The sequence below is a fragment of the Candidatus Accumulibacter propinquus genome (genome assembly GCF_056856495.1).
On the sequence record NZ_JBSEHC010000006.1, the window covers coordinates 114,341 to 133,161 of the forward strand.

Genomic DNA, 18,821 nt, shown 5'->3' on the forward strand with positions numbered 1-18,821 from the left:
CTCGCAGAAATCGCTCTGAACCTCCAGAAGTTCGTTCCCGACCGTTCGCAACCTCGCAAACCTCAGCCGAAGCCGCATCTGTCTCACGCCCATAAGTGATTATGCCTATATACTAACTTGGCCTTGCAGGGCGTGATTTTCAAGAGGCTCAGATGACTTGCGCACGCGGCGGCAAGCCTGCTATCTTCATCGGCAGCCCAACGGTCATGGATTTATCAGACACTCTGGATGATGAATGCCCTGACCGTTTCCCTCTCTCGCCAGCGGGCGAGGGGAGATTCTTCAGTCGCAGGCGCGACTTTCACGGTAACGGACCGCTACTGATGACCAGCAGACTGCTCGACTCCTGGAGCGAATACGATGCCGCGGTCCAGGAAATCCTGGACTTGACGACCGACACCCTGCTCGTCTTCGACCAGGACCTGTCGTCGCTCAAGCTCGAACGCCCGGAGAGAATCGCCGCCCTGCGCCGCCTGCTCGGCGCGCGGGAATTCAACAAGCGACTGACCATCGTCGTGCAGAAACCCGCGTTCGTCAGGCAATACAGCCCGCAGTTGATGGACCTGCTGGCGGTCTACTCGCCGGCGTTGACGATCATCCAAGCGCCGCCGCATCTCGATGGCCTCAAGGATTCACTGCTGATCGCCGACGACCGGCACGTGCTCGTCCGTTTTCATCAGGATCACGCACGCGCCAGACTGACCATCGACGACGCGCCGGAGTGCGCACCCTACGTGCTGCGCTTCGCAGAAATCCTCGGCGCCGGCGGCGACCCGTTGAGTGCGACGACACTGGGGTTGTAAACTGTCGCGTTCAATCCGGGACACGTCATCTTGAAGCGCTCTCAAGCCAATCTGGTGTTGCTGGCCGTCGCCGTCATCTGGGGCTCGGCTTTTGTCGCGCAGGCCGAGGGCATGGCGGGGGTCGGGCCTCTGACCTTCACCGGCATTCGTTTTCTGCTCGGAACCGCCATCGTCGCTCCGCTCGCCTGGCGCGAGTGGCAAATCCTGTCGTCGCGCGGCGCTCGACCGCTACCCGGCGACGCGCTCGGCGTCGCGGTGCTCGGGGTGCTGCTGCTGCTCGGCGCGGCCCTGCAGCAGATCGGCATGATCAGCACGACGGTGACCAACGCCGGTTTTCTCACGGCCCTGTATGTGCCGCTGGTGCCACTGCTGGCCTGGCTGATTCTCGGGACAAGCCCGCACTGGTCGGTCTGGCCGACGTCGATCGGTTGTCTGGCCGGAACGTGGCTGCTCTCCGGTGTCCAGGGCGTCGAGCCGGCGGTCGGCGACCTGTGGGTGATTGCCAGCAGCGTCTTCTGGGCCCTGCATGTCCTTTTTGTCGGACGCCTCGCCGAGCGTATCGCCGCGCCTTTCCTGGTGGCCTGCGGGCAGTTCCTGGTTTGCGGCTTGCTCGGTCTGCTCGGCGCCGGGCTGACTGAAACGATCACGGCTTCCGGGATGCGCCAGGCGCTGCTGCCGATTGTCTATGCCGGCGTGGTTTCGGTGGCCATCGGCTTTACCGCACAGGTGGTCGGGCAGCGCTATGCGCAAGCCGCCGACGCGGCGATCATCCTCTCTGCCGAAACCGTTTTCGCCGCGCTGTTCGGCTTCCTGCTCATGGGCGACCGTCTCAACGCCAGTGGCATGGTCGGCTGCGCGCTGATCCTGACCTGTATCGTCGTCGTCCAGGTAGTACCGCTGGCGCCGGCGGCGCCCGCACTGGAGCGGCGGGACGGCCGTTAGGCCGGCCTTTCCCGGGCATGCGCTGCGGCCGTGGCCATCAAAAACCGTGCCGCACCTGCGACAGAAACGCCTTCGCACGGTCGTGGTCGGGGTTCGAGAAGAAGCTCTCGGGCGTGGTATCTTCCAGGATCACGCCTTCGTCGAAGAAAATGATGCGGTCGGCAACTTCCCTCGCGAAACCCATCTCGTGCGTCACCACCAGCATGGTGATGCCGCTGTACGCGAGTTCGCGCATCACCGCCAGGACTTCGTTGACCATTTCCGGGTCCAGCGCCGAAGTGGGTTCGTCGAACAGCAGCACCTTCGGATCCATCGCCAGCGCACGCGCGATCGCCACCCGCTGCTGTTGGCCGCCGGACAGTTGCACCGGGTACTTGGCCGCCTGATTCTTCAGACCGACCCGTTCGAGCAGGTTGAGGGCCTTGCTTTCGGCAGCCTCGCGGCTCATCTTGCGGACCCGCATCGGCGCCAGCGCGACATTGCGCAGGATGCTCAGATGCGAGAACAGATTGAAACTCTGGAAGACCATTCCGACCTCACGGCGGATCGCGTCCAGGTTCTTCAGATTGTCGTTGAGGACGATGCCGTCGATGACGATTTCGCCCGAATCATGCGTTTCGAGACGATTCAGGGTACGCAGGAAAGTCGACTTGCCGGAACCGGACGGTCCGACGATCGCCGTCACCTGTCCTTCATAGAAGGTCGCCGAAACGTCCTTCAGCGCATGGAAGGTGCCGAAGCGCTTGTCGACCTTGCGCGTCTCGATGATCGTTCGAAGGGTGCCGTCGCTGCTCATGTGATGGTCCTGGCTAACGTTTCTGGCCGACGTCGAGTTGCGCTTCCAGCGCTGCCGTGAGAGTGGTGAAGGCCGTGGTCAGGATCAGGTAGATCGCGGCAATGGTGATGAACACCGGGATCGGTTGATAGCTTTCGGCCTGCACCCGGTAGCCGACCATCGTCAGTTCGACGACACTGATCGCATAGGCCAGCGAGGAATCCTTGACCAGTGAAGCCAGGTTGTTGGCCAGCGCCGGCAGGGCCACACGCATGCTCTGCGGCAGCACGACGTCCATGAAGGTCTGCAGCGGGGTCAAGCCGAGAGCGCGCGCGGCCTCGACCTGACCATGCGGAACGGCGAGGATGCCGGCGCGTACGCATTCGGTGTTGTAGGCTCCGATATTCAGTGACAAGGCAATCGCCGCGCAGGCGAAGTCGGAGAGCTCGATGCCTTCGGGCATGATCGACGGGAACGCCAGCCAGACGAAGAGAATCTGCAACAGCAAAGGGGTGCCGCGGATCAGCCAGACGTAGCTGTCGCACAGCCAGCGCAGTGGCCAGAAACTCGACAGTTTGCCGAGCCCGGCCAGGACGCCGATCAGCACGCCGGCGGTGCCGGCAATCAGCGTCAGGCCGACGGTGATCCGGGCGCCGTCGGCGAACTGCTCTGCCGCCGGTCCGATCGGCGCCGGTGCCGCCGCGAGCGGCACCGCCATGCCCCAGAGGAACAACAGCAGCCCGATCATCGCGGCGAACATCGACCAACCCGGATATTGCCTGGTCCAGTTCATGGGTCGCTACTGGCCTCAGGAACGGCAGGAAATGTCTTCTTTGAAATACTTCTCGGACAGTGCCTTGTAGGTGCCGTCCTTCATCACTTCGGCCAGCCCCTGGTTGAGTTTGTCTTCCAGTGTCTTGTTGTTCTTGCGCAGGATCATCGAAACGCGTTCGACGAAGACCATTTCACCGGCGCTGATGCCGGCATCAGGATTCTTGTCGAGCGTCGCCTTGACGGTGAACTTGTCGGAAATCCAGGCATCGACCTTCTTGGCGCGCAGCGCCGAGAAGGCTTCGGGGTCGCCCTTGTAGGTCTTGATGTTCTTCAGCCCCTTGAGTTTCTTGGCGGCATCGGCGTAGGTGGTGGCCAGTTGTACGCCGACGGTCTTGCCGGTCAGTGCCGAGACGGTCAACGGACCGTCCTTGTAGGCGGCGATCTGGCCGCCGGTGCAGTAGTGCGGATGAGCGAAATCGACCGACTTGGCGCGTTCTTCGGTATACCCGTGCGAGGCAATCGCAAAATCGAAACGGTCCTGCTTGAGCGCTGCCAGTTGCGCGTCGAAGGGAACCACGCGCCATTCGAGCTTCAGGCCGAGCTTCTTGGCGATGGCTTCGGCGAGTTCCACTTCGAAGCCGGTCAATTTGGGACCGTCATAATAGTTGAACGGTTGGAAGCCCCCCTCGGTCGCCGCAACGATGGTGCCGGAGGTCTTGATCGCCTCCCATTCGCGGGCCTGGGACGGACCGCCGATCATCAGCGACAGCGGAACAACGACACTCAACAACCTGGCTAAGAAACGCATGACACCTCCTGTTGATAAAGATCAGACCTCGTTGAACAAGCGCCGACAACCCTCGACCCGTGCAGACCCGGTCAGTTCGGCGAAAAAGTAGCCAAGAGTACAACAAACCGGAGCACAGGGGCGCAAGAAAAACGGTCGCTGCCGCAGCTTGCTCGCGCGGCTGCGACTGGCGCAGCGCAGCACCTCAGGACAGCAAGCGCGGAGGCAGCGGCCGCGGGCCAGCCCGACTGGGGGGCCCGCGAGTCGTCGCTAGATCGTCGGATAGCCGGCATCCTCGATGATTTGCCGGATGTCGCCCTCCGAGACCATGCTGGTGTGTTCGATGGTGGCCTCACCGGTTTCCAGCGACACGTCCACGCAGCCGATGCACGGCAGATCCTGGATGGCATTCATGACGCTGCGCAGACAATCGTCGGATTGCATGCCGGTGATTTTGAGGGTGGTGGTCGGCATGGCGTGCTCCGGGCATGAGGGATCACCGATTATCCCAGAAACCGTCATTGCGCGCGTCCGGCGGGCGTGAATCGTCCCCAGGGAAAAAGAATTGAGAAAAAGAATTCCCGCGTCGGCGGGTTTTCCTAACTTGCCTTGTGAGCAAAATGAAATTACATTAAATCGTTGAGTTGATAGCGGGAGTGTGACTGAAATGGGGCAAGCAGACGTTCTGATTATGGTCTTTCTGGCGCTGACGGGAGCATTCTTCTGGCTGCGAATCCGCAGGCGGCAACCGGTGTCCAAGTCGAACCTCGGCAAACGTGACAGGTACCACTGCATCGAAGTGAAAAGTGACGATGGGGCGTGCGAGGCGGTCAAGCGTCTGGCGATCTTCCGGTTCCTGCCTGACGAGGCGCCCCGCCTGCCCGTGCCCGGATGCGACGCAAAAGAGTGCGCGTGCAGGTATCGGCATTACGACGATCGCCGACAGGAGATCCGCCGTCATCCCTACGGGCAAATGAACCGATTGCCTCCTGCCGAAATAGCCGAGCGCCGCACGCGGTCCGACCGGCGTTCGCCGCAGTTGGCATTCGATTTGTGACGGGGAACTGGTGGACCCTCCAGGGCTGGACCAGGGGCGAACTGATAGGGCACCGCGTTCATCACTGCTCGGCGGCTGAGGTGAATCTTGTCGTCTATTCCTGATTGCATTTAGTTACCGGTGCCGATATTATTGGTTACCGGTAACTAAAAGGAAGCCTGCGTGGCCGATGACGAATTCACCAAACCCCCAGGGCGCCCGCGCCTCTATGCGAGTGCTTCGGAGAAGTTGTCGGCGTTTCGGGCTCGCCTGGAGCAAGCCGGCTATGTGCGCCGGGAAGTGCTGGTTACCCGCAGCACCGAAGAGCGAGTCAAGGCCTTGGCCGAGGAACAGAACGTCAAGCCCCTGGACGTTTACTCGGCAATGGTCGCGTACGGTCTCGACGCCTATAAGCGCGAACACGGCGCTGCGGAAGTGACACTTTCCGGGTCGTCTACTGCGCAGCATGCGCAGGCATCAGGCCCCTTCATGCAGGGTGGCGAGGCCGGCCGGGCAGGGCTCGCACAGGAAACCGATCGTCCCCTCGCCGCCGCGCCGGCGCCCGGCACGGTGACCCATGTCACCGCTCCGGGCATGACCGGCAGCGGCCCTGCATCGCCGGAACGTTCCAACAATCCCATCGCCGCGTTTTTCCAGAAACGCAAGGAGACTCTCAAATGAGCACCCAAAAGAACCGTTCAGCCACCCCTGTCCAGCATCCGTTTGCTCCGGTCAGCCCGCAACCCCGCCAGCACATCCGAGCTTCACACTGGCCGGACGGGTTGCCGCCACAAGTCCGGCGCATCCTGGACACGCCCGTCCCGGTGTTCATGGCCCTGCAAAAGGAGGCCCCGGCGCCTGGTGCGCAACCCCTGACGCATGTGGGCTTTGTCCTCGACCGCTCGACTTCGATGGAAACAGGCAAGTCGGCGACAATCGAAGGTTTCAACACCCAGGTGAATGTGGTCAAGGCGGGGGCCCGGGACGCTGGAGAGACGCGCCTGACGATGGTCGATTTTGCTACCGAAGCACGCCTTCGTTATGTTGGCCGGGCTCCGGATGCGCTCGAGCCCCTGAATGAAGCCAATTACATCCCGGACGGGTGGACGGCGCTGTACGACGGCATCGGCCTGATCATCGCTGAACTCTTGGCTCAGCCTGGGATGGACTCGCCGCTGACCGCGACCCTGGTCACCATTTTTACCGATGGGGAGGAGAACCGCTCGGCCTTGTACACTGCGGCGATCCTCAGGGAACTGATCCAGAAGCTCGAAGCCAGCGGTCGCTGGACCTTTGCCCTGGTCGGCCCCAGGCACGGCGTGGCGGCATTGGCACGTTTGCTGGCCATCAACCCTTCCAACACCACCGGCTTCAATCCGGCATCGGAGTCTGATCGGGTCGACACGCAGATCAGAATGGCCTGCGCCAGTGCCAGCTACATGTCGTCCCGCTCGGCCGGGCACACGCAGATGAGCGGGCTTTACGACGAGGAAGGCTGAAGGCGAGTGCCGGAAGCGGAAACCGTAGGGGATGCTCAAGACCATTGGCATGGCCAGCCCCGGGAAACAATTTCATTGACAGGGTTATAGTCGCCGGCTAGAATCGCGCGCCATCAAGCAGTCGTTTGTCGGGGGGCGCGATGCTTAGTCAATACCGGGGGCGGTGGGTTTTCCTTTCGCAGACAGTCGTGACGGCGGCCCTGCTGACGACCGCGACCGGCGGCTACGCGGGCGCCGGAATAGCCACCGACGGCAGGGCCGGCCCCGCAGCGACGATTGCCGCGGCCAATGCGGGTCCCGGGACGTTTCGCGTTCCGCAAGGGCTGGGTTCAGTCGCCGGCAGCAATCTCTTCCACAGCTTTTCGCGATTCAATATCGACTCCGGGCAAACCGCGAGGTTCGAGACCAACACGGCGGCGATTGCCAACGTGATCAGTCGCGTGACCGGCGGAACGGCCTCGGAGATCTTCGGCCGTTTGCAACTGGCTTCGCCCGCGGGTTCCACGCCGGCTTTCTTCTTCATCAACCCGGCCGGGGTCGTTTTCGGCGCTGGCGCGACCATCAACGTCCCCGGTGCGTTTCACGTCAGCACCGCCGATTACATCAAATTCGCCAACGGCGACAAGTTCTACGCCGATCCGGCCAACGGCAGCACGCTGTCGAGCGCCGCGCCAGAGGCGTTCGGCTTCCTCGGGAGCAATAGAGCGGGCATCACGGTCAAGGATGGCGGGAGACTAGAGACGCAAGGTTCTCAGCCGATCAGCATTGTCGCAGGTGATGTCGAGATCGACGGTGGCAATGTCTGGACGCGAGGCGGCGACATTCGGGTGGTGGCGATCGGTCGGGCGGCGCAGGAGATAGGCTTCACCGGTGCCTTGCCAGCGGCATCGGGGGAATTGAATCTTGTGAATGCTGGGTGGATTCGCTCGCAAAGCGCTGGCGCAAGGGATGGCGGATCGATTGCCGTCAGCGCTGGCAATATCACCATCGACAGCGGCTATAGCTACGATTACACAGGGATTTTCAGTTTGGCGTATCCGGACGCCAACGCCGGCATGGTCAATGTCCGTGCCGGCAGTATCGCCATCACCGGGCAGGGAAGCGTCGGCTACCCGGCCGGTATCTTCAGTCAGGCGTGGGGTGGCAGCGGCAATGCCGGCAATGTTGAAGTCTCGACAACGGGGAGTATTTCTCTGGTCAATGGAGGCCAGATTTCAGCCGATACTTTCTCCGACGGTAACGCCGGGAAGGTCACCGTGCACGCCGGCAGCATTTCCATCGACGGGCAGGGAAGCTATGTCTACACGGGTTATGGTTATGGCTATACCGGTATCTTGAGCAACGCGAACAAGGGCAGCGCTGGCAATGCCGGTAGCGTCGACGTCTCGACGACCGGAAATCTCGACATCAGGAATGGGGGAGTACTGTCTACCGATACCTTTTCCTCCGGTAGCGCCGGCACGGTCAAGGTGAGTGCCGGTAGCATCGCCGTCGACAAGCAGACCGACAAGCAGACCAGTAGCAGTGATACCGGAATTTTCAGTCGAGCGATGTCGAGTAGCACGACGGGCAGCGCCGGCAGCATCGATGTCAAGGCCGCTGGGTTGGTCTCGCTTGACAATGGGGGGGCGATATCTTCCCACACATCCTCCTCGCGTAACGCTGGCACGGTAGCAGTCCGTGCCGGTAGTATCATCCTCGACCATGGGAGTGTCATAGATTCAGACACTGCTACGAGTTCATCGGGCAGTGCCGGCAGCGTCGAAGCGTCGGCGACTGGCAGGCTTGCTATCGACCATGGCAGCAAGATATCTTCCGAAACTGGTGGTGAGTTTTCCTCTGGTAACGCTGGTACGGTGACCGTCCACGCCGGCAATATTACCATCGGCAATGGCGGAAAAATATCTTCGGAAACCGGCACTCTTTCCGCTGGTGGCAATGCGGGCAGCGTGTATGTCAAAGTGGAAGATGCGCTTGAAATTTTCAATGGCGGGGTGATCAAGTCGTCTACTGGTGATAATCGGTTGATTACTAGCTTCGGCATATTCACGCTCCCTGCGCACAGTAATGCCAGCGATGTTACGGTCAAGGCCGCCACGATCCGGATCAACGGTAATGGTGCTGCTGTGCCTACAGGCATTCTGAGCCACTCATTTTCTAATAACATTGGCAATGTCGGCAACGTCGATGTGGATGCGACAGGTGATATCGCGCTCCTTAATGGCGGCACCATATCGTCCGCTGCGCTCTCGTCCGGAAATTCTGGCGCTCTCAAGGTCAGTGGTGGCAGCATCACCATCAACGGCCAGGGAAATAACCTGACCGGTATAATCAGCGACTCGAAGTCGACCACTGGGAATGTCGGCACTTTCGACGTCGCAGCCAAAGGAGATCTCTCTATCACCAATGGGGGCATGATAATTTCAGGAAAGGGTTCAAACAGTAGTGTCGGGTTGATTAAAGTCAGCGCCGACAATATCACCATTGACGGCAAGGAAACAGAAAGTACTGGCATCTTTACCAATGCGCAAGATTCTGCTACCCGAGTGGGGAGCATCGATGTGTCTGCGAAGAACAATCTTTCGATTAGCAATGGTGGAATACAGGCAAGCACTTTCTCCTCCGCTGATGGTGGTACGGTTACAGTCAGTGCGGGCAGTATCGACATCGGACGCAAGGGCATCATCGTCAGCCAAGCTAGTAGCACGGGTAATGCAGGCGATATCGATGTTTCGTCGACAGGGCATATTGCCATCACCAATGGCGGCGGAGTATCGACCTCCACTTTGTCCTCGGGTAATGCAGGCTCTATCAAACTCAGCGCTGCCAACATAGAAATCAATGGCCATGACAGAATTACTGGGATTTTCAGCATAACCGGCGGTGATGGCAACGCCGGCAGCGTCGAGATCCATGCCACCACTGGGAATCTTTCCATCGGGCATGGAGGCTCTATTTCTTCCAATACCTACGCACCTGGTCAAGCCGGCACCGTGATAGTCGACGCGGTGGGCAGTATTACCATCGACGGCCAGGGCAGCAGCGGCAACGACGTGACCATCGGAATCTCCAGCGACGCCAAGTCTGGCAGCACGGGCAACGCCGGCAACGTCGCAGTCTCGGCGAAGAAAAATCTGTCCATAGTCAATGGTGGCCAGATCTCCTCCGATACTCTCTCCTTGGGTAACGCAGGCACGGTGAAGGTCAGTGCCGCCGATATCGCTATCAGCAGTGGTGGAGGAATATCTTCCAGTACTGCGTCTTCCGGTAATGCCGGCACGGTTACCGTCAACGCCAATAACATCACCATCGACGCCTTTAACCAGGGAGGCTTGCCTACCGGCATCTTTAGCGAGAGTTCTGTGACCGACGAAGGTCCAAGCGGTCATGGCGGCGATATTGCGGTAACAGCAGATGCCCTCACTCTGACCCGAGGCGGCGTAATTTCTGCCCGGACCAGTTTCAACGGGCGCGGAGGGTCGATCAATCTGCAGGTCAACCACCTCGCCTTGACCGAGGGTGGCAGCATCACCGCCCTTACCTCCGGGACGGGGAGCGCAGGTGACATCATCATCCACAGTGCGAGCGACGTGACGATCAGTGGCGTGAGTGCTACAGACTTTCGGCGCGATTACGACGGTCAACAGGTGACAGGCCAGTTCTCCGGGATTTACCTCAATTCACAAGGCTCCGGCAATGGCGGCAACCTTCAGCTTAAGACGAGACAACTGACCGTGAACGACGGTGGCTTGATCAGTGCCATTGCCGTCGATGGCAACGTTGCCAGTTTGCCGGAGACCCAGGCTGGAAACATCGATATCGACGCCGGGAGCATCATCCTGGCCAACGGAGGAGCGATCGACGCTTCGACGTCCGGGGCAGGAAGGGCAGGTTCGGTGACAGTGGATGCGGGCACATCCATCACTATCACCGGAAAATTTGACCACGCTCTACACCCTACAGTTAACAATCAAACGGTCTCGGATCAAAGCCACATCGGCAGCAGCGCGACCTACCGCCTGAACCCGAACGCCAGGGCACTGGGTTCCGGCGGTGACGTAAGGGTAACAACTCCCAAGCTGATACTGACCAACGGTGGTCAAATCGCCGTCAATACCGAAGGGGCAGGCAGAGCGGGGTCGATTCAGATCGACGCCGGCACGCTGTTGGTCGATGGCGACTCAAGCAAGATCAGCGCCGCCGCCGAGGGCTCTTCCGGCCAGACCGGCTTCGTCAGCGTCACCGCGAACGACATCACGCTCTCGAACGGCGGCCAGATCTCGATCGAGAACCATGCCACCGTTGCCGCCCCCTCGGCGCTGACGCCTACCTCGATCAGCGTGACGGCGCCGCGCATCACCATCCTGAACAGCCCGCATGCGATCACCACCGAGTCGACCGGCAATGTCGCCGCCGGCAGCATCGGGATCACCGCCAGCGAGCAGCTCTTTCTCGACCCGAGCGGCATCACTACCACCGCCAACCTGGGGAACGGGGGCGCCATCGACATCATCACCGGGCTCTTCTGGCTCGAGAACTCCCAGATCGCGACGTCGGTGCGAGGCCTTTCCGGCAACGGCGGCAATATCACCATTTCCGCCGAGTCGTTGATCATGAATACCGGCTTCATCCAGGCCAACACCGCGGCGCCGAACGCCAGCGGCGGCCTGGTTTCGATTACGGTCGACAACCTGATCGCCAGCGGCGGCTCGCTGTTCCTCGGCGACAAAACGCCCTACACCTACCGACCGGGCGTCTTCGGTTTCAACGTCATCCAGGCGGCGGCGCCGACCGGGGTGAACGGCGTGGTGCAGATTTCTTCGCCACGGCTCGACATCACTTCCAGCCTGGTCGGTTTCGACACCCGTCTGCTCAACGCGCAGGTCGCGCGCCGCCTGTGTGGCAACAGCGGCGGCAGTTCGCTGGTGCCGGTCGGGCGCGGCGGTCTGCCGCTGGTGGGTGCCGACTACCTCAGCCCGGGCCAGGTTTCCGGTCTGGATTTCATCGCCTCGCCTGTGGCGAGCCTTCCTGCCGTGCGCACGAGTTGGCGAACGGACGCCTTTGCCCCTTGCCTGGCGAGCCTCTGAATGCTGAAGAACCCTTTGCGTGCTGCAGCCACCGCGCTGTCGGCCCTGGCCGCTTCGTCGGCACTTCCGATCGAACCCGATCACCTCAATCTCCAGGAGCCTGAGCGACCGGCCTACCTCGTGCCGCCGCCCGCTGGTCGCTTCACGCTGCCGCCGATACCGCCGGATGGCGCTGTCGCGGTGACCGACGCAGCCGTCGTCATTCTCGAAGGCGTGCGCTTTGTCGGCAACACGGTGATCGGCAACGATGACCTGCAGGCTGTCGCCGCTCCCTATCTCGGCAAGGCGCTTGGCGCCGCCGACGTCGAAACGCTGCGCCAGAAAGTCTCGCTGCTCTACATTGACCGCGGTTACGTCAATTCCGGCGCGTTGCTCCCCGCGGACCCCTGGGATCGCGGGACGCTGACACTCCAGATCATCGAAGGCAGGCTCAAGGAAGTTCGGTTGCGCGGCCTCGGACGGCTCAACGAGCACTATGTTGCCGACCGCCTGGCGCGCGACGACGAGCCGCTCAACATTCAGACGCTCAGTGAGCGCTTCCAGTTGCTGCTCGCCGACCCGCTGTTCGCGCGCATGAGCGGCCAATTGCTGCCGGATGTTGAGCGCGGCAAGGCGATCCTCGATGTCGACATCGAGCGGGCGCGGCCTTACCAGTTGAGCCTCTTCGCCAACAACTATCTGCCGATCTCGATCGGCCCACAGAGCGGCACGATTGCCGGTTGGGTACGCAATCTGACCGGTTACGGCGACGTCCTGGAAGCGAGCTACCAGGATCCCCTTGGCCACGGCGAGGCGCGCCGCGGCGCGATCGGCTGGCGCCTGCCGCTCAACACCTGGGGTACGCAGCTCTCGGTATCCTACGACCATGGTGTCTCTTCGGTCATCCAGCAGCCGACGCAGCCGCTCGACATCTCGAGTCACCTGACCGACAAGGAGATCGGCGTCGGCCAGGTGCTGCTGGAGACCCTCCGACAGAAGCTGTCGATCGGCCTTAACCGCGTCTGGCGGGAAAACAGTACGGAACTGTTCGGGTTTCCCTTCTCCTTTGTCGCCGGGGAGCCCTCCGGCACTTCGAAGGCCAGGGACTGGCGCTTCTGGCAGGAGTACACGCACCGCTCGGAGAATCAGGTGCTCGCGCTGCGTTCGGTGTTCACCTTCGGCGAGAACAACGAACTTCCCGCCAGCGCATTCCCGGTCGCCGGACTCACCCTGGATCACGATTACCGGATCTGGCTGGGGCAGGCGCAGTATGCCCGCCGGGTTCTCGACAACGGCACCCAGTTCATCCTGCGTTTCAACGTCCAGAAGACGTCGGACCGGTTGATCCCGATGGAACAGATGTCGGTGGGCGGCATCAACACCGTGCGCGGCTATCTCGAAAACCAGTTGGTGCGTGACAATGGCGTGGTCAGCAACGTCGAGTTCGACTTTCCGGTGCTGGCCGATCCCGCCAGGCGTTTGAGCGTTAACCTGAAACCCTTCTTCGACTATGGCCGCGCCTGGAACTCCGGCGAAGACGCGGCGGTGATCACCTCTCTGGGCGTCGCGGGTCGCCTGCGCTGGTACGGGCTGACCTTCGATCTCTCTGTTGCCAAGCGGCTGCATCACTCGGGGACGGTCATCAGCAACGGCTCGAATCTTCAGGAACAGGGCATCGAGTTGCAGTTGTCCTATGATTTCTTCTAGGGGAAGACCATGACGGTGCCGAGGTCGGTTGTCGCCGAAGTGTTGCTGGCCATGTTGTTGGCGGTTACCGCGGTGCAGGCTGCGCCTGATACGGCAGCGCCCCAGGCGGAAGCGCTGGCACACGGCGTTGCGCTACGCAATGGGGGCAACCTGCAGCTCGCCATCGACCACTTTCGCACGCTTTCCGCAAGTAGCGACGAGGGCTGGGTCGCCACCGGCGAACTCGGGGCTTCGCTGTTGCAGGCGCGCCGCTACGACGAAGCCGAGCCCTACCTGCGCGAAGCCTACGACAAGACCAGCGGCAGTGCGCGCGCACGTCACGCGATCGAGCTTGGGAACCTTGCCGCAGCCCGCCATCATCCGCAGGAGGCTTTGCGATTCTATGCCGAGGCACGGATGCTGGCCGGCGCGGACACGGCGCTGGTACTCGTCGCGCGGATCAATGAAGCACGCCTGGCCGGCCCCGGCGAACGGTCGGTGCTGCTCGTTGCGCTGGCGCGCGACGTGGCCGGCGTGCGTGCTCCCTTGGCGCGCGCTCGCATGCGCCTGTCGGTCGGCACGCTGGCGGGCGATGTCGGCAGTCTGCAGATCGCATACGACAACTTGGAAGACGCCCGCTTGCTCGCCGTTCAGGCCGGTGATGCGCGCCTTGAAGTTGAGGCGCTCGATGCTCTGGCGCAACTTTATGAGGGGCAGGGACGCGACGCCGACGCGTTGCGCTTGAGCCGCCGCGCCATCGCCCGCGCCCGGACGGCAGACGGCATGTATACCGACATCCTGTTGCGGCTCGAGTGGCGCCTGGGCCGCCTGCTTGCGGCGCAGGGCGCGCGCGACGAGGCTCTGGCTGCCTACCAACGTGCAGTAGACCACGTCGAGAGCATCCGCCCGGACATCCCCGTCGAATACGAGCACGGTCGCTCGTCGTTTCGCGATACGCTGGAACCGATGTATCTCGGTTTCATCGATCTGCTCCTGCAGCAAGCCGATGCGGCACAGGGAAGCGCGCGCAGTGTGCTGCTGCGGCGCGCGCGCGACGTTGGCGAGTTCGTCAAACAATCCGAACTCCAGGACTATCTGGGTGAGCGCTGCAGCGTCGACGCGGCACAGAACTCTGCACCGACGAGCGTTGCGCCGGGTACGGCGATTTTATATCCAATCGTCCTCAACGATCGCATCGAAGTGATCTTCGATTCGAGCGCAGGGATTTCCCGCCACACGACGCGCCTTGATGCCCCGTCGCTGCGTAAACTGGTGGAAACCTATACGCAGCGGCTGCGCGAGGGTCAGCCCGATTACCGTGGCGCCGCAGCGCAGATCTACGACCTTCTGGTCCGACCCTTCGAGAACGATCTGGCGACGCAAGGCGTGCACACCCTGCTGGTCGTCCCCGATGGCGTGCTGCGCCTGCTGCCATGGACTACACTACACGACGGTCAGCGCTTCCTGGTCGAGAAATACGCCGTAGTCATCAACAGCGGCCTGGCGATGACCAGCCAGAGCGCCGGCGGGAGGAACGGGTTCACCGCTCTTGTCGCTGGTCTTGCCGAGCCCGGACCGGTCGTCGATAAGCTGTCGACCAGTTCTCTGGGCAAGGTTCTGGGGGTATCAACGTCACGTTCGGCGGCGCTTGAGTCGGCCCGCCAGCGCGGCGGGATCCGGAAGCTGTCAGTCTCGTCGCGGACGTTCGCCGAGAGCGGTCCCGAGCGCACGGCCATGCTCAAGGAGCAATTGGCACTTCCGGGGGTCAAGATCGAGGTCGACTCGCTGGCGCAGATACTGCCGGGCACCAGTCTGCTTGACGGCAGTTTCACGACCGACCGCCTGAACGACGAGATCGGCAAGGGCGAATACCACATCGTGCATCTCGCTACGCATGGCTTTTTCGGCAGTACCGCCGACGCAAGCTTCATCATGGCCTACGACAACTTCGTGACGATGAATGGATTGCAGCAACTGCTGCAACTGGAGGGGGTCAGGAATCGCCCGATTGATCTATTGACCTTGTCGGCCTGCGAGACAGCCGAAGGCGACGATCGCTCGCCGCTTGGGATTGCCGGCGCGGCGATCAAGGCCAAGGCCGGGAGTGTCCTCGGGAGTTTGTGGCCGGTTTCCGACGAGGCGGCGCAGCAGGTCATGACCGGCTTCTACCACGGCCTCGTGACCGTCGGGCTGTCGAAAGCCGAAGCGCTGCGCCGCGCGCAGGCCGCGCTGATCGAAGACCCCCGCCTTGAGCACCCGTTTTATTGGGCGCCTTTCATCATCGTCGGCAACTGGCGATAGGAGCACGTCGGCCAACGCCGAGCGGTGCCAGTACGGGTCCGCGATGGCGGACCCCAGGACGCGTAAATGGGCGGCGACCCGCTACAATCGCTCCTTTGCCACCGTCACCGCGCGCTGCCGATCCGGCGTGCCTGCAGCATGCTTCGGCAGCGCGGTGACGAACCCGCCGGAGCCGCCATGGATGTCCTGATCACAGCAGTCACTCCCGCCGATGTCGCGCCGGTCACGGCGCTGGCACGCCTGGTCTGGCAGCAGACCTACCCTGGAATCATCAGCGGCGAGCAGATCGACTTCATGCTCGAGCAGCGCTACAACCCGCAGCGCTTGCTCGAAGAATTGACGATGCCATCGTTGTGGTGGGATCAGGCCCGGGTCGAGGGTCAACTGGTCGGTTTCTCGTCTTGCCTGCTGACCGCCACCGGCCGCGAAATGAAGCTTGACAAGCTCTACGTCGATCCGGCGCGGCAGCGCCTGGGCATCGGTGCGAGACTGATCGAGCAGGTGGTTCGCCGGGCCGTGCAGGCGCGCTGCGAGGCGCTGATCCTGGCAGTGAACAAGCGCAACGAACGCGCCATCGTCGCTTACAGGAAACACGGCTTCGTGGTCCGCGAATCGGTCTGCGTCGATATTGGCAACGGATTCGTGATGGACGACTTTATAATGGCCAAGTCACTGCTTGCACCGGCCGCAAATCCCCAACCCGAATGAGACTGACATTTGTCAAGATGCACGGACTCGGCAACGACTTTGTCGTGCTCGACGGCGTGCGCCAGTCGGTCGAACTGCGGGAGGAGCAACTGCGCCTGCTGGCTGACCGCCATCTCGGCATTGGCTGCGACCAGATTCTGCTCGTCGAGCGAGCTCGGCAGCCAGGCGTCGATTTCCGCTATCGGATCTTCAACGCCGACGGCGGCGAAGTCGAGCAGTGCGGCAACGGCGCGCGTTGCTTCGTGCGTTTCGTTCATGAGCAGGGCCTGACGGCGAAGCGTGCGATCCGCGTCGAAACCATGAGCGGCGTGATCGTCCCGCGCCTTGAGGATGACGGTACGGTGACCGTCGATATGGGCGCGCCGGTTTTCGCCCCCGAGCGGATTCCTTTCACCAGCGACAATGATGAGCTGGTGCAGACGCTGCGAATTGCCGACGAAGCGGTCGCCATTACCGCCATCGGGATGGGCAATCCGCACGCCGTGCAGGTGGTGGCCGATATCGACGCCGCCCCGGTCGAGCGCCAGGGGCCGCTGATCGAATCACACCCGCGCTTTCCACGGCGGGTCAACGCCGGTTTCATGCAGGTACTGGACCGACATGCCATCCGCCTGCGGGTTTTCGAACGTGGTGCCGGTGAAACCCTGGCGTGCGGCACCGGTGCGTGCGCTGCCGTGGTCGCCGGAATTGCCCGCGGACTGCTCGATTCGCCGGTGCGCGTCGAAACGCGTGGCGGGATGCTGAGCATTGCCTGGGCCGGGAAGGGCACGCCGGTGCTGATGACCGGCCCCGCGGTTACCGTATTCAAGGGAGAGATTGAGTTATGAGATCGGAAGAAGTCGCCCACTATCTGCGGGACAATCCGCGGTTCTTCGAAGAACACATCGATCTGATCGCCAATGTCGTGGTTCCGCATCCGCACGCGGGGCGAACGATCTCGATCACCGAACGCCAGATGCTGGCGCTGCGAGACAAGAACCGGCAACTCGAAGGCAAGATGGGCGAGTTGCTGCAGTTCGGCGAGGAAAACGACGCGATCAGCGTGAAGATGCACCGTCTGGCGGTCGGTTTGATCGCCGCCAGGAGCTTCCAGTCGCTGCTGCACACGCTGAATTTTCACCTGCGCGACGATTTCGCCATCCCGCACGTGGCCGTGCGCCTCTGGCATCGGCCCGAAGGCAGCGATGAACTGCCCGAATTCGCCGACGTCAGCCGCGATCTGCAAGCTTTTGCCGAAACGCTGGCGCAGCCCTATTGCGGCACGACCAGCGGCTTCGAGACTTCCGGCTGGTTCGGTGAAGCGGCGACGCACGTGCGTTCGCAAGCGCTGATCGCGATGCGCAACAGCGGCGGCACGATCGGCATGATCGCGCTTGGCAGCGAGGACAGCGAGCGCTTCTACACCGCGATGGGTACCATCTACCTGGAGCGTCTCGGCGAAATGGCGTCGGCGGCGCTGGCGCGCGTCCTGTCCTGAAATCGGGGCGATGAGCACCGGCGCGCGCGCCGCCAGCGTCAGCGCTTACCTCGACGAACTTGCCCAGCAGCGGCGCCTGTCGGCGCACACCGTCAAGAACTACGGGCGCGATCTCGATCTGCTCTGTGACCTGATCGGCGAACTGCCTGGCGCGTGCGGCTTCGCCGCCATCGAGACGCACCACATCCGCCGTTTCGTCGCCCAGTTGCACGTGCGTGGCCTGGGCGGGCGCTCGCTGGGGCGTACGCTTTCTGCCTGGCGCGGTTTCTATCGCTGGCTCGGCCAGCACGCGATGGCCACGCACAACCCGGTGGACAGCGTACGGCCGCCGAAAAGCCCGCAGGCGCTGCCGAAAGCGCTGTCGCCGGACGAGGCGAATCGGCTGCTGGCAGCGGCTGCCGAAGACCTCCTGGAAATTCGCGACCAGGCGATCTTCGAACTGTTCTACTCCTGCGGCCTGCGCCTGGCCGAACTCGCGGCGCTCGACCTGTCGTGTCTCGACGACCTGCTGGCCGGCGAGGTGCGCGTGCTCGGCAAACGCAACAAGTTACGGCTCGTCCCGGTCGGCAGCAAGGCCCGCGAAGCGGTCGCGGTGTGGGCCGGGCAGCGCGCCCGCCTGGCGGCTGCCGACGAGGCGGCGCTGTTTGTCGGCCAGCGCGGCCGGCGCCTGGGGATGCGCATGATCCAGTTGCGGCTGCAGCGACGCGGCCTGGCGCAGGGCCTGCCTGCCCGGGTGCATCCGCACATGCTGCGCCACTCGTTCGCCTCGCACGTGCTGCAGTCCTCGGGTGACCTGCGCGCGGTGCAGGAGATGCTCGGACACGCCAGCATCGCCTCGACGCAGGTGTATACGCACCTCGATTTCCAGCATCTGGCGACGGTTTACGATCAGGCGCACCCGCGCGCGAAGCGCAAGACCGAATAGTTGCCAACTGCCTGTTACGCCCCGCCGTGCGCATCAGTACAG

At 62.5% G+C, this 18,821-nt stretch carries 16 protein-coding genes; 12 read left to right on the forward strand and 4 right to left on the reverse strand.

Translation table 11 applies throughout. The features are described 5' to 3' along the window. Positions 1-323 precede the first annotated feature (323 nt). Entirely contained in the window at positions 324-803 is a 480-nt protein-coding gene (locus AC15MQ_RS18835) for a DUF7931 domain-containing protein (protein ID WP_287654065.1), read from the forward strand. Between the two features lie 30 nt (positions 804-833). Continuing rightward, complete coding sequence (locus AC15MQ_RS18840) at positions 834-1,745, forward strand: DMT family transporter (protein ID WP_287654064.1); 912 nt, start codon at positions 834-836, stop codon at positions 1,743-1,745. 37 nt (positions 1,746-1,782) lie between these two features. On the opposite strand, the gene AC15MQ_RS18845 is transcribed toward AC15MQ_RS18840, so the two are convergent. The 4 genes from AC15MQ_RS18845 to AC15MQ_RS18860 form a co-directional block, all read right to left on the reverse strand. Further along, the gene (locus tag AC15MQ_RS18845; RefSeq protein ID WP_287654063.1) at positions 1,783-2,541 is read right to left on the reverse strand and encodes an amino acid ABC transporter ATP-binding protein; all 759 of its coding nucleotides are present in this window, start codon (positions 2,539-2,541) and stop codon (positions 1,783-1,785) included. 13 nt (positions 2,542-2,554) lie between these two features. Continuing rightward, a complete protein-coding gene (locus AC15MQ_RS18850) occupies positions 2,555-3,313 on the reverse strand; it encodes an amino acid ABC transporter permease (RefSeq protein WP_350496207.1) in 759 nt (252 codons plus the stop codon). A 15-nt stretch (positions 3,314-3,328) separates the two neighbouring features. Next, complete coding sequence (locus AC15MQ_RS18855) at positions 3,329-4,102, reverse strand: ABC transporter substrate-binding protein (RefSeq protein WP_287654060.1); 774 nt, start codon at positions 4,100-4,102, stop codon at positions 3,329-3,331. Between the two features lie 249 nt (positions 4,103-4,351). Further along, entirely contained in the window at positions 4,352-4,555 is a 204-nt protein-coding gene (locus AC15MQ_RS18860; protein ID WP_287669189.1) for a heavy-metal-associated domain-containing protein, read from the reverse strand. A gap of 184 nt (positions 4,556-4,739) precedes the next feature. On the opposite strand from AC15MQ_RS18860, the gene AC15MQ_RS18865 reads away from it, so the two are divergent. From AC15MQ_RS18865 to xerC, 10 genes are all read left to right on the forward strand, one after another. Continuing rightward, positions 4,740-5,138 (forward strand): hypothetical protein, encoded by a 399-nt coding sequence (locus AC15MQ_RS18865; RefSeq protein WP_483080974.1) that lies wholly within the window; start codon positions 4,740-4,742, stop codon positions 5,136-5,138. 162 nt (positions 5,139-5,300) lie between these two features. Continuing rightward, positions 5,301-5,798 carry a hypothetical protein gene (locus tag AC15MQ_RS18870; RefSeq protein ID WP_483080975.1) on the forward strand — a complete coding sequence of 166 codons (498 nt, stop codon included), beginning with the start codon at positions 5,301-5,303 and terminating at the stop codon, positions 5,796-5,798. Then, positions 5,795-6,616, forward strand: a complete 822-nt coding sequence (locus AC15MQ_RS18875) for a VWA domain-containing protein (protein ID WP_483080976.1) — start codon at positions 5,795-5,797, stop codon at positions 6,614-6,616. Before AC15MQ_RS18870 ends, AC15MQ_RS18875 begins: the two co-directional genes overlap by 4 nt. A 188-nt stretch (positions 6,617-6,804) precedes the next feature. Beyond that, entirely contained in the window at positions 6,805-11,703 is a 4,899-nt protein-coding gene (locus AC15MQ_RS18880) for a beta strand repeat-containing protein (RefSeq protein ID WP_483080977.1), read from the forward strand. Continuing rightward, positions 11,704-13,389: a ShlB/FhaC/HecB family hemolysin secretion/activation protein gene (locus AC15MQ_RS18885; protein WP_483080978.1), complete on the forward strand. Its 1,686-nt coding sequence runs from the start codon at positions 11,704-11,706 to the stop codon at positions 13,387-13,389. Positions 13,390-13,398: 9 nt separating this feature from the next. After that, positions 13,399-15,669, forward strand: coding sequence for a CHAT domain-containing protein (locus AC15MQ_RS18890; RefSeq protein ID WP_483080979.1), 2,271 nt, complete (start codon positions 13,399-13,401; stop codon positions 15,667-15,669). Positions 15,670-15,846: 177 nt separating this feature from the next. Next, a complete protein-coding gene (locus AC15MQ_RS18895) occupies positions 15,847-16,377 on the forward strand; it encodes a GNAT family N-acetyltransferase (protein ID WP_483080980.1) in 531 nt (176 codons plus the stop codon). Continuing rightward, complete coding sequence (dapF, locus tag AC15MQ_RS18900) at positions 16,374-17,204, forward strand: diaminopimelate epimerase (RefSeq protein ID WP_287668062.1); 831 nt, start codon at positions 16,374-16,376, stop codon at positions 17,202-17,204. Before AC15MQ_RS18895 ends, dapF begins: the two co-directional genes overlap by 4 nt. Next, complete coding sequence (locus tag AC15MQ_RS18905; protein WP_287654042.1) at positions 17,201-17,854, forward strand: DUF484 family protein; 654 nt, start codon at positions 17,201-17,203, stop codon at positions 17,852-17,854. Before dapF ends, AC15MQ_RS18905 begins: the two co-directional genes overlap by 4 nt. Positions 17,855-17,864: 10 nt before the next feature. After that, positions 17,865-18,779 carry a tyrosine recombinase XerC gene (gene xerC, locus AC15MQ_RS18910; protein WP_287654040.1) on the forward strand — a complete coding sequence of 305 codons (915 nt, stop codon included), beginning with the start codon at positions 17,865-17,867 and terminating at the stop codon, positions 18,777-18,779. Positions 18,780-18,821 lie beyond the last annotated feature (42 nt).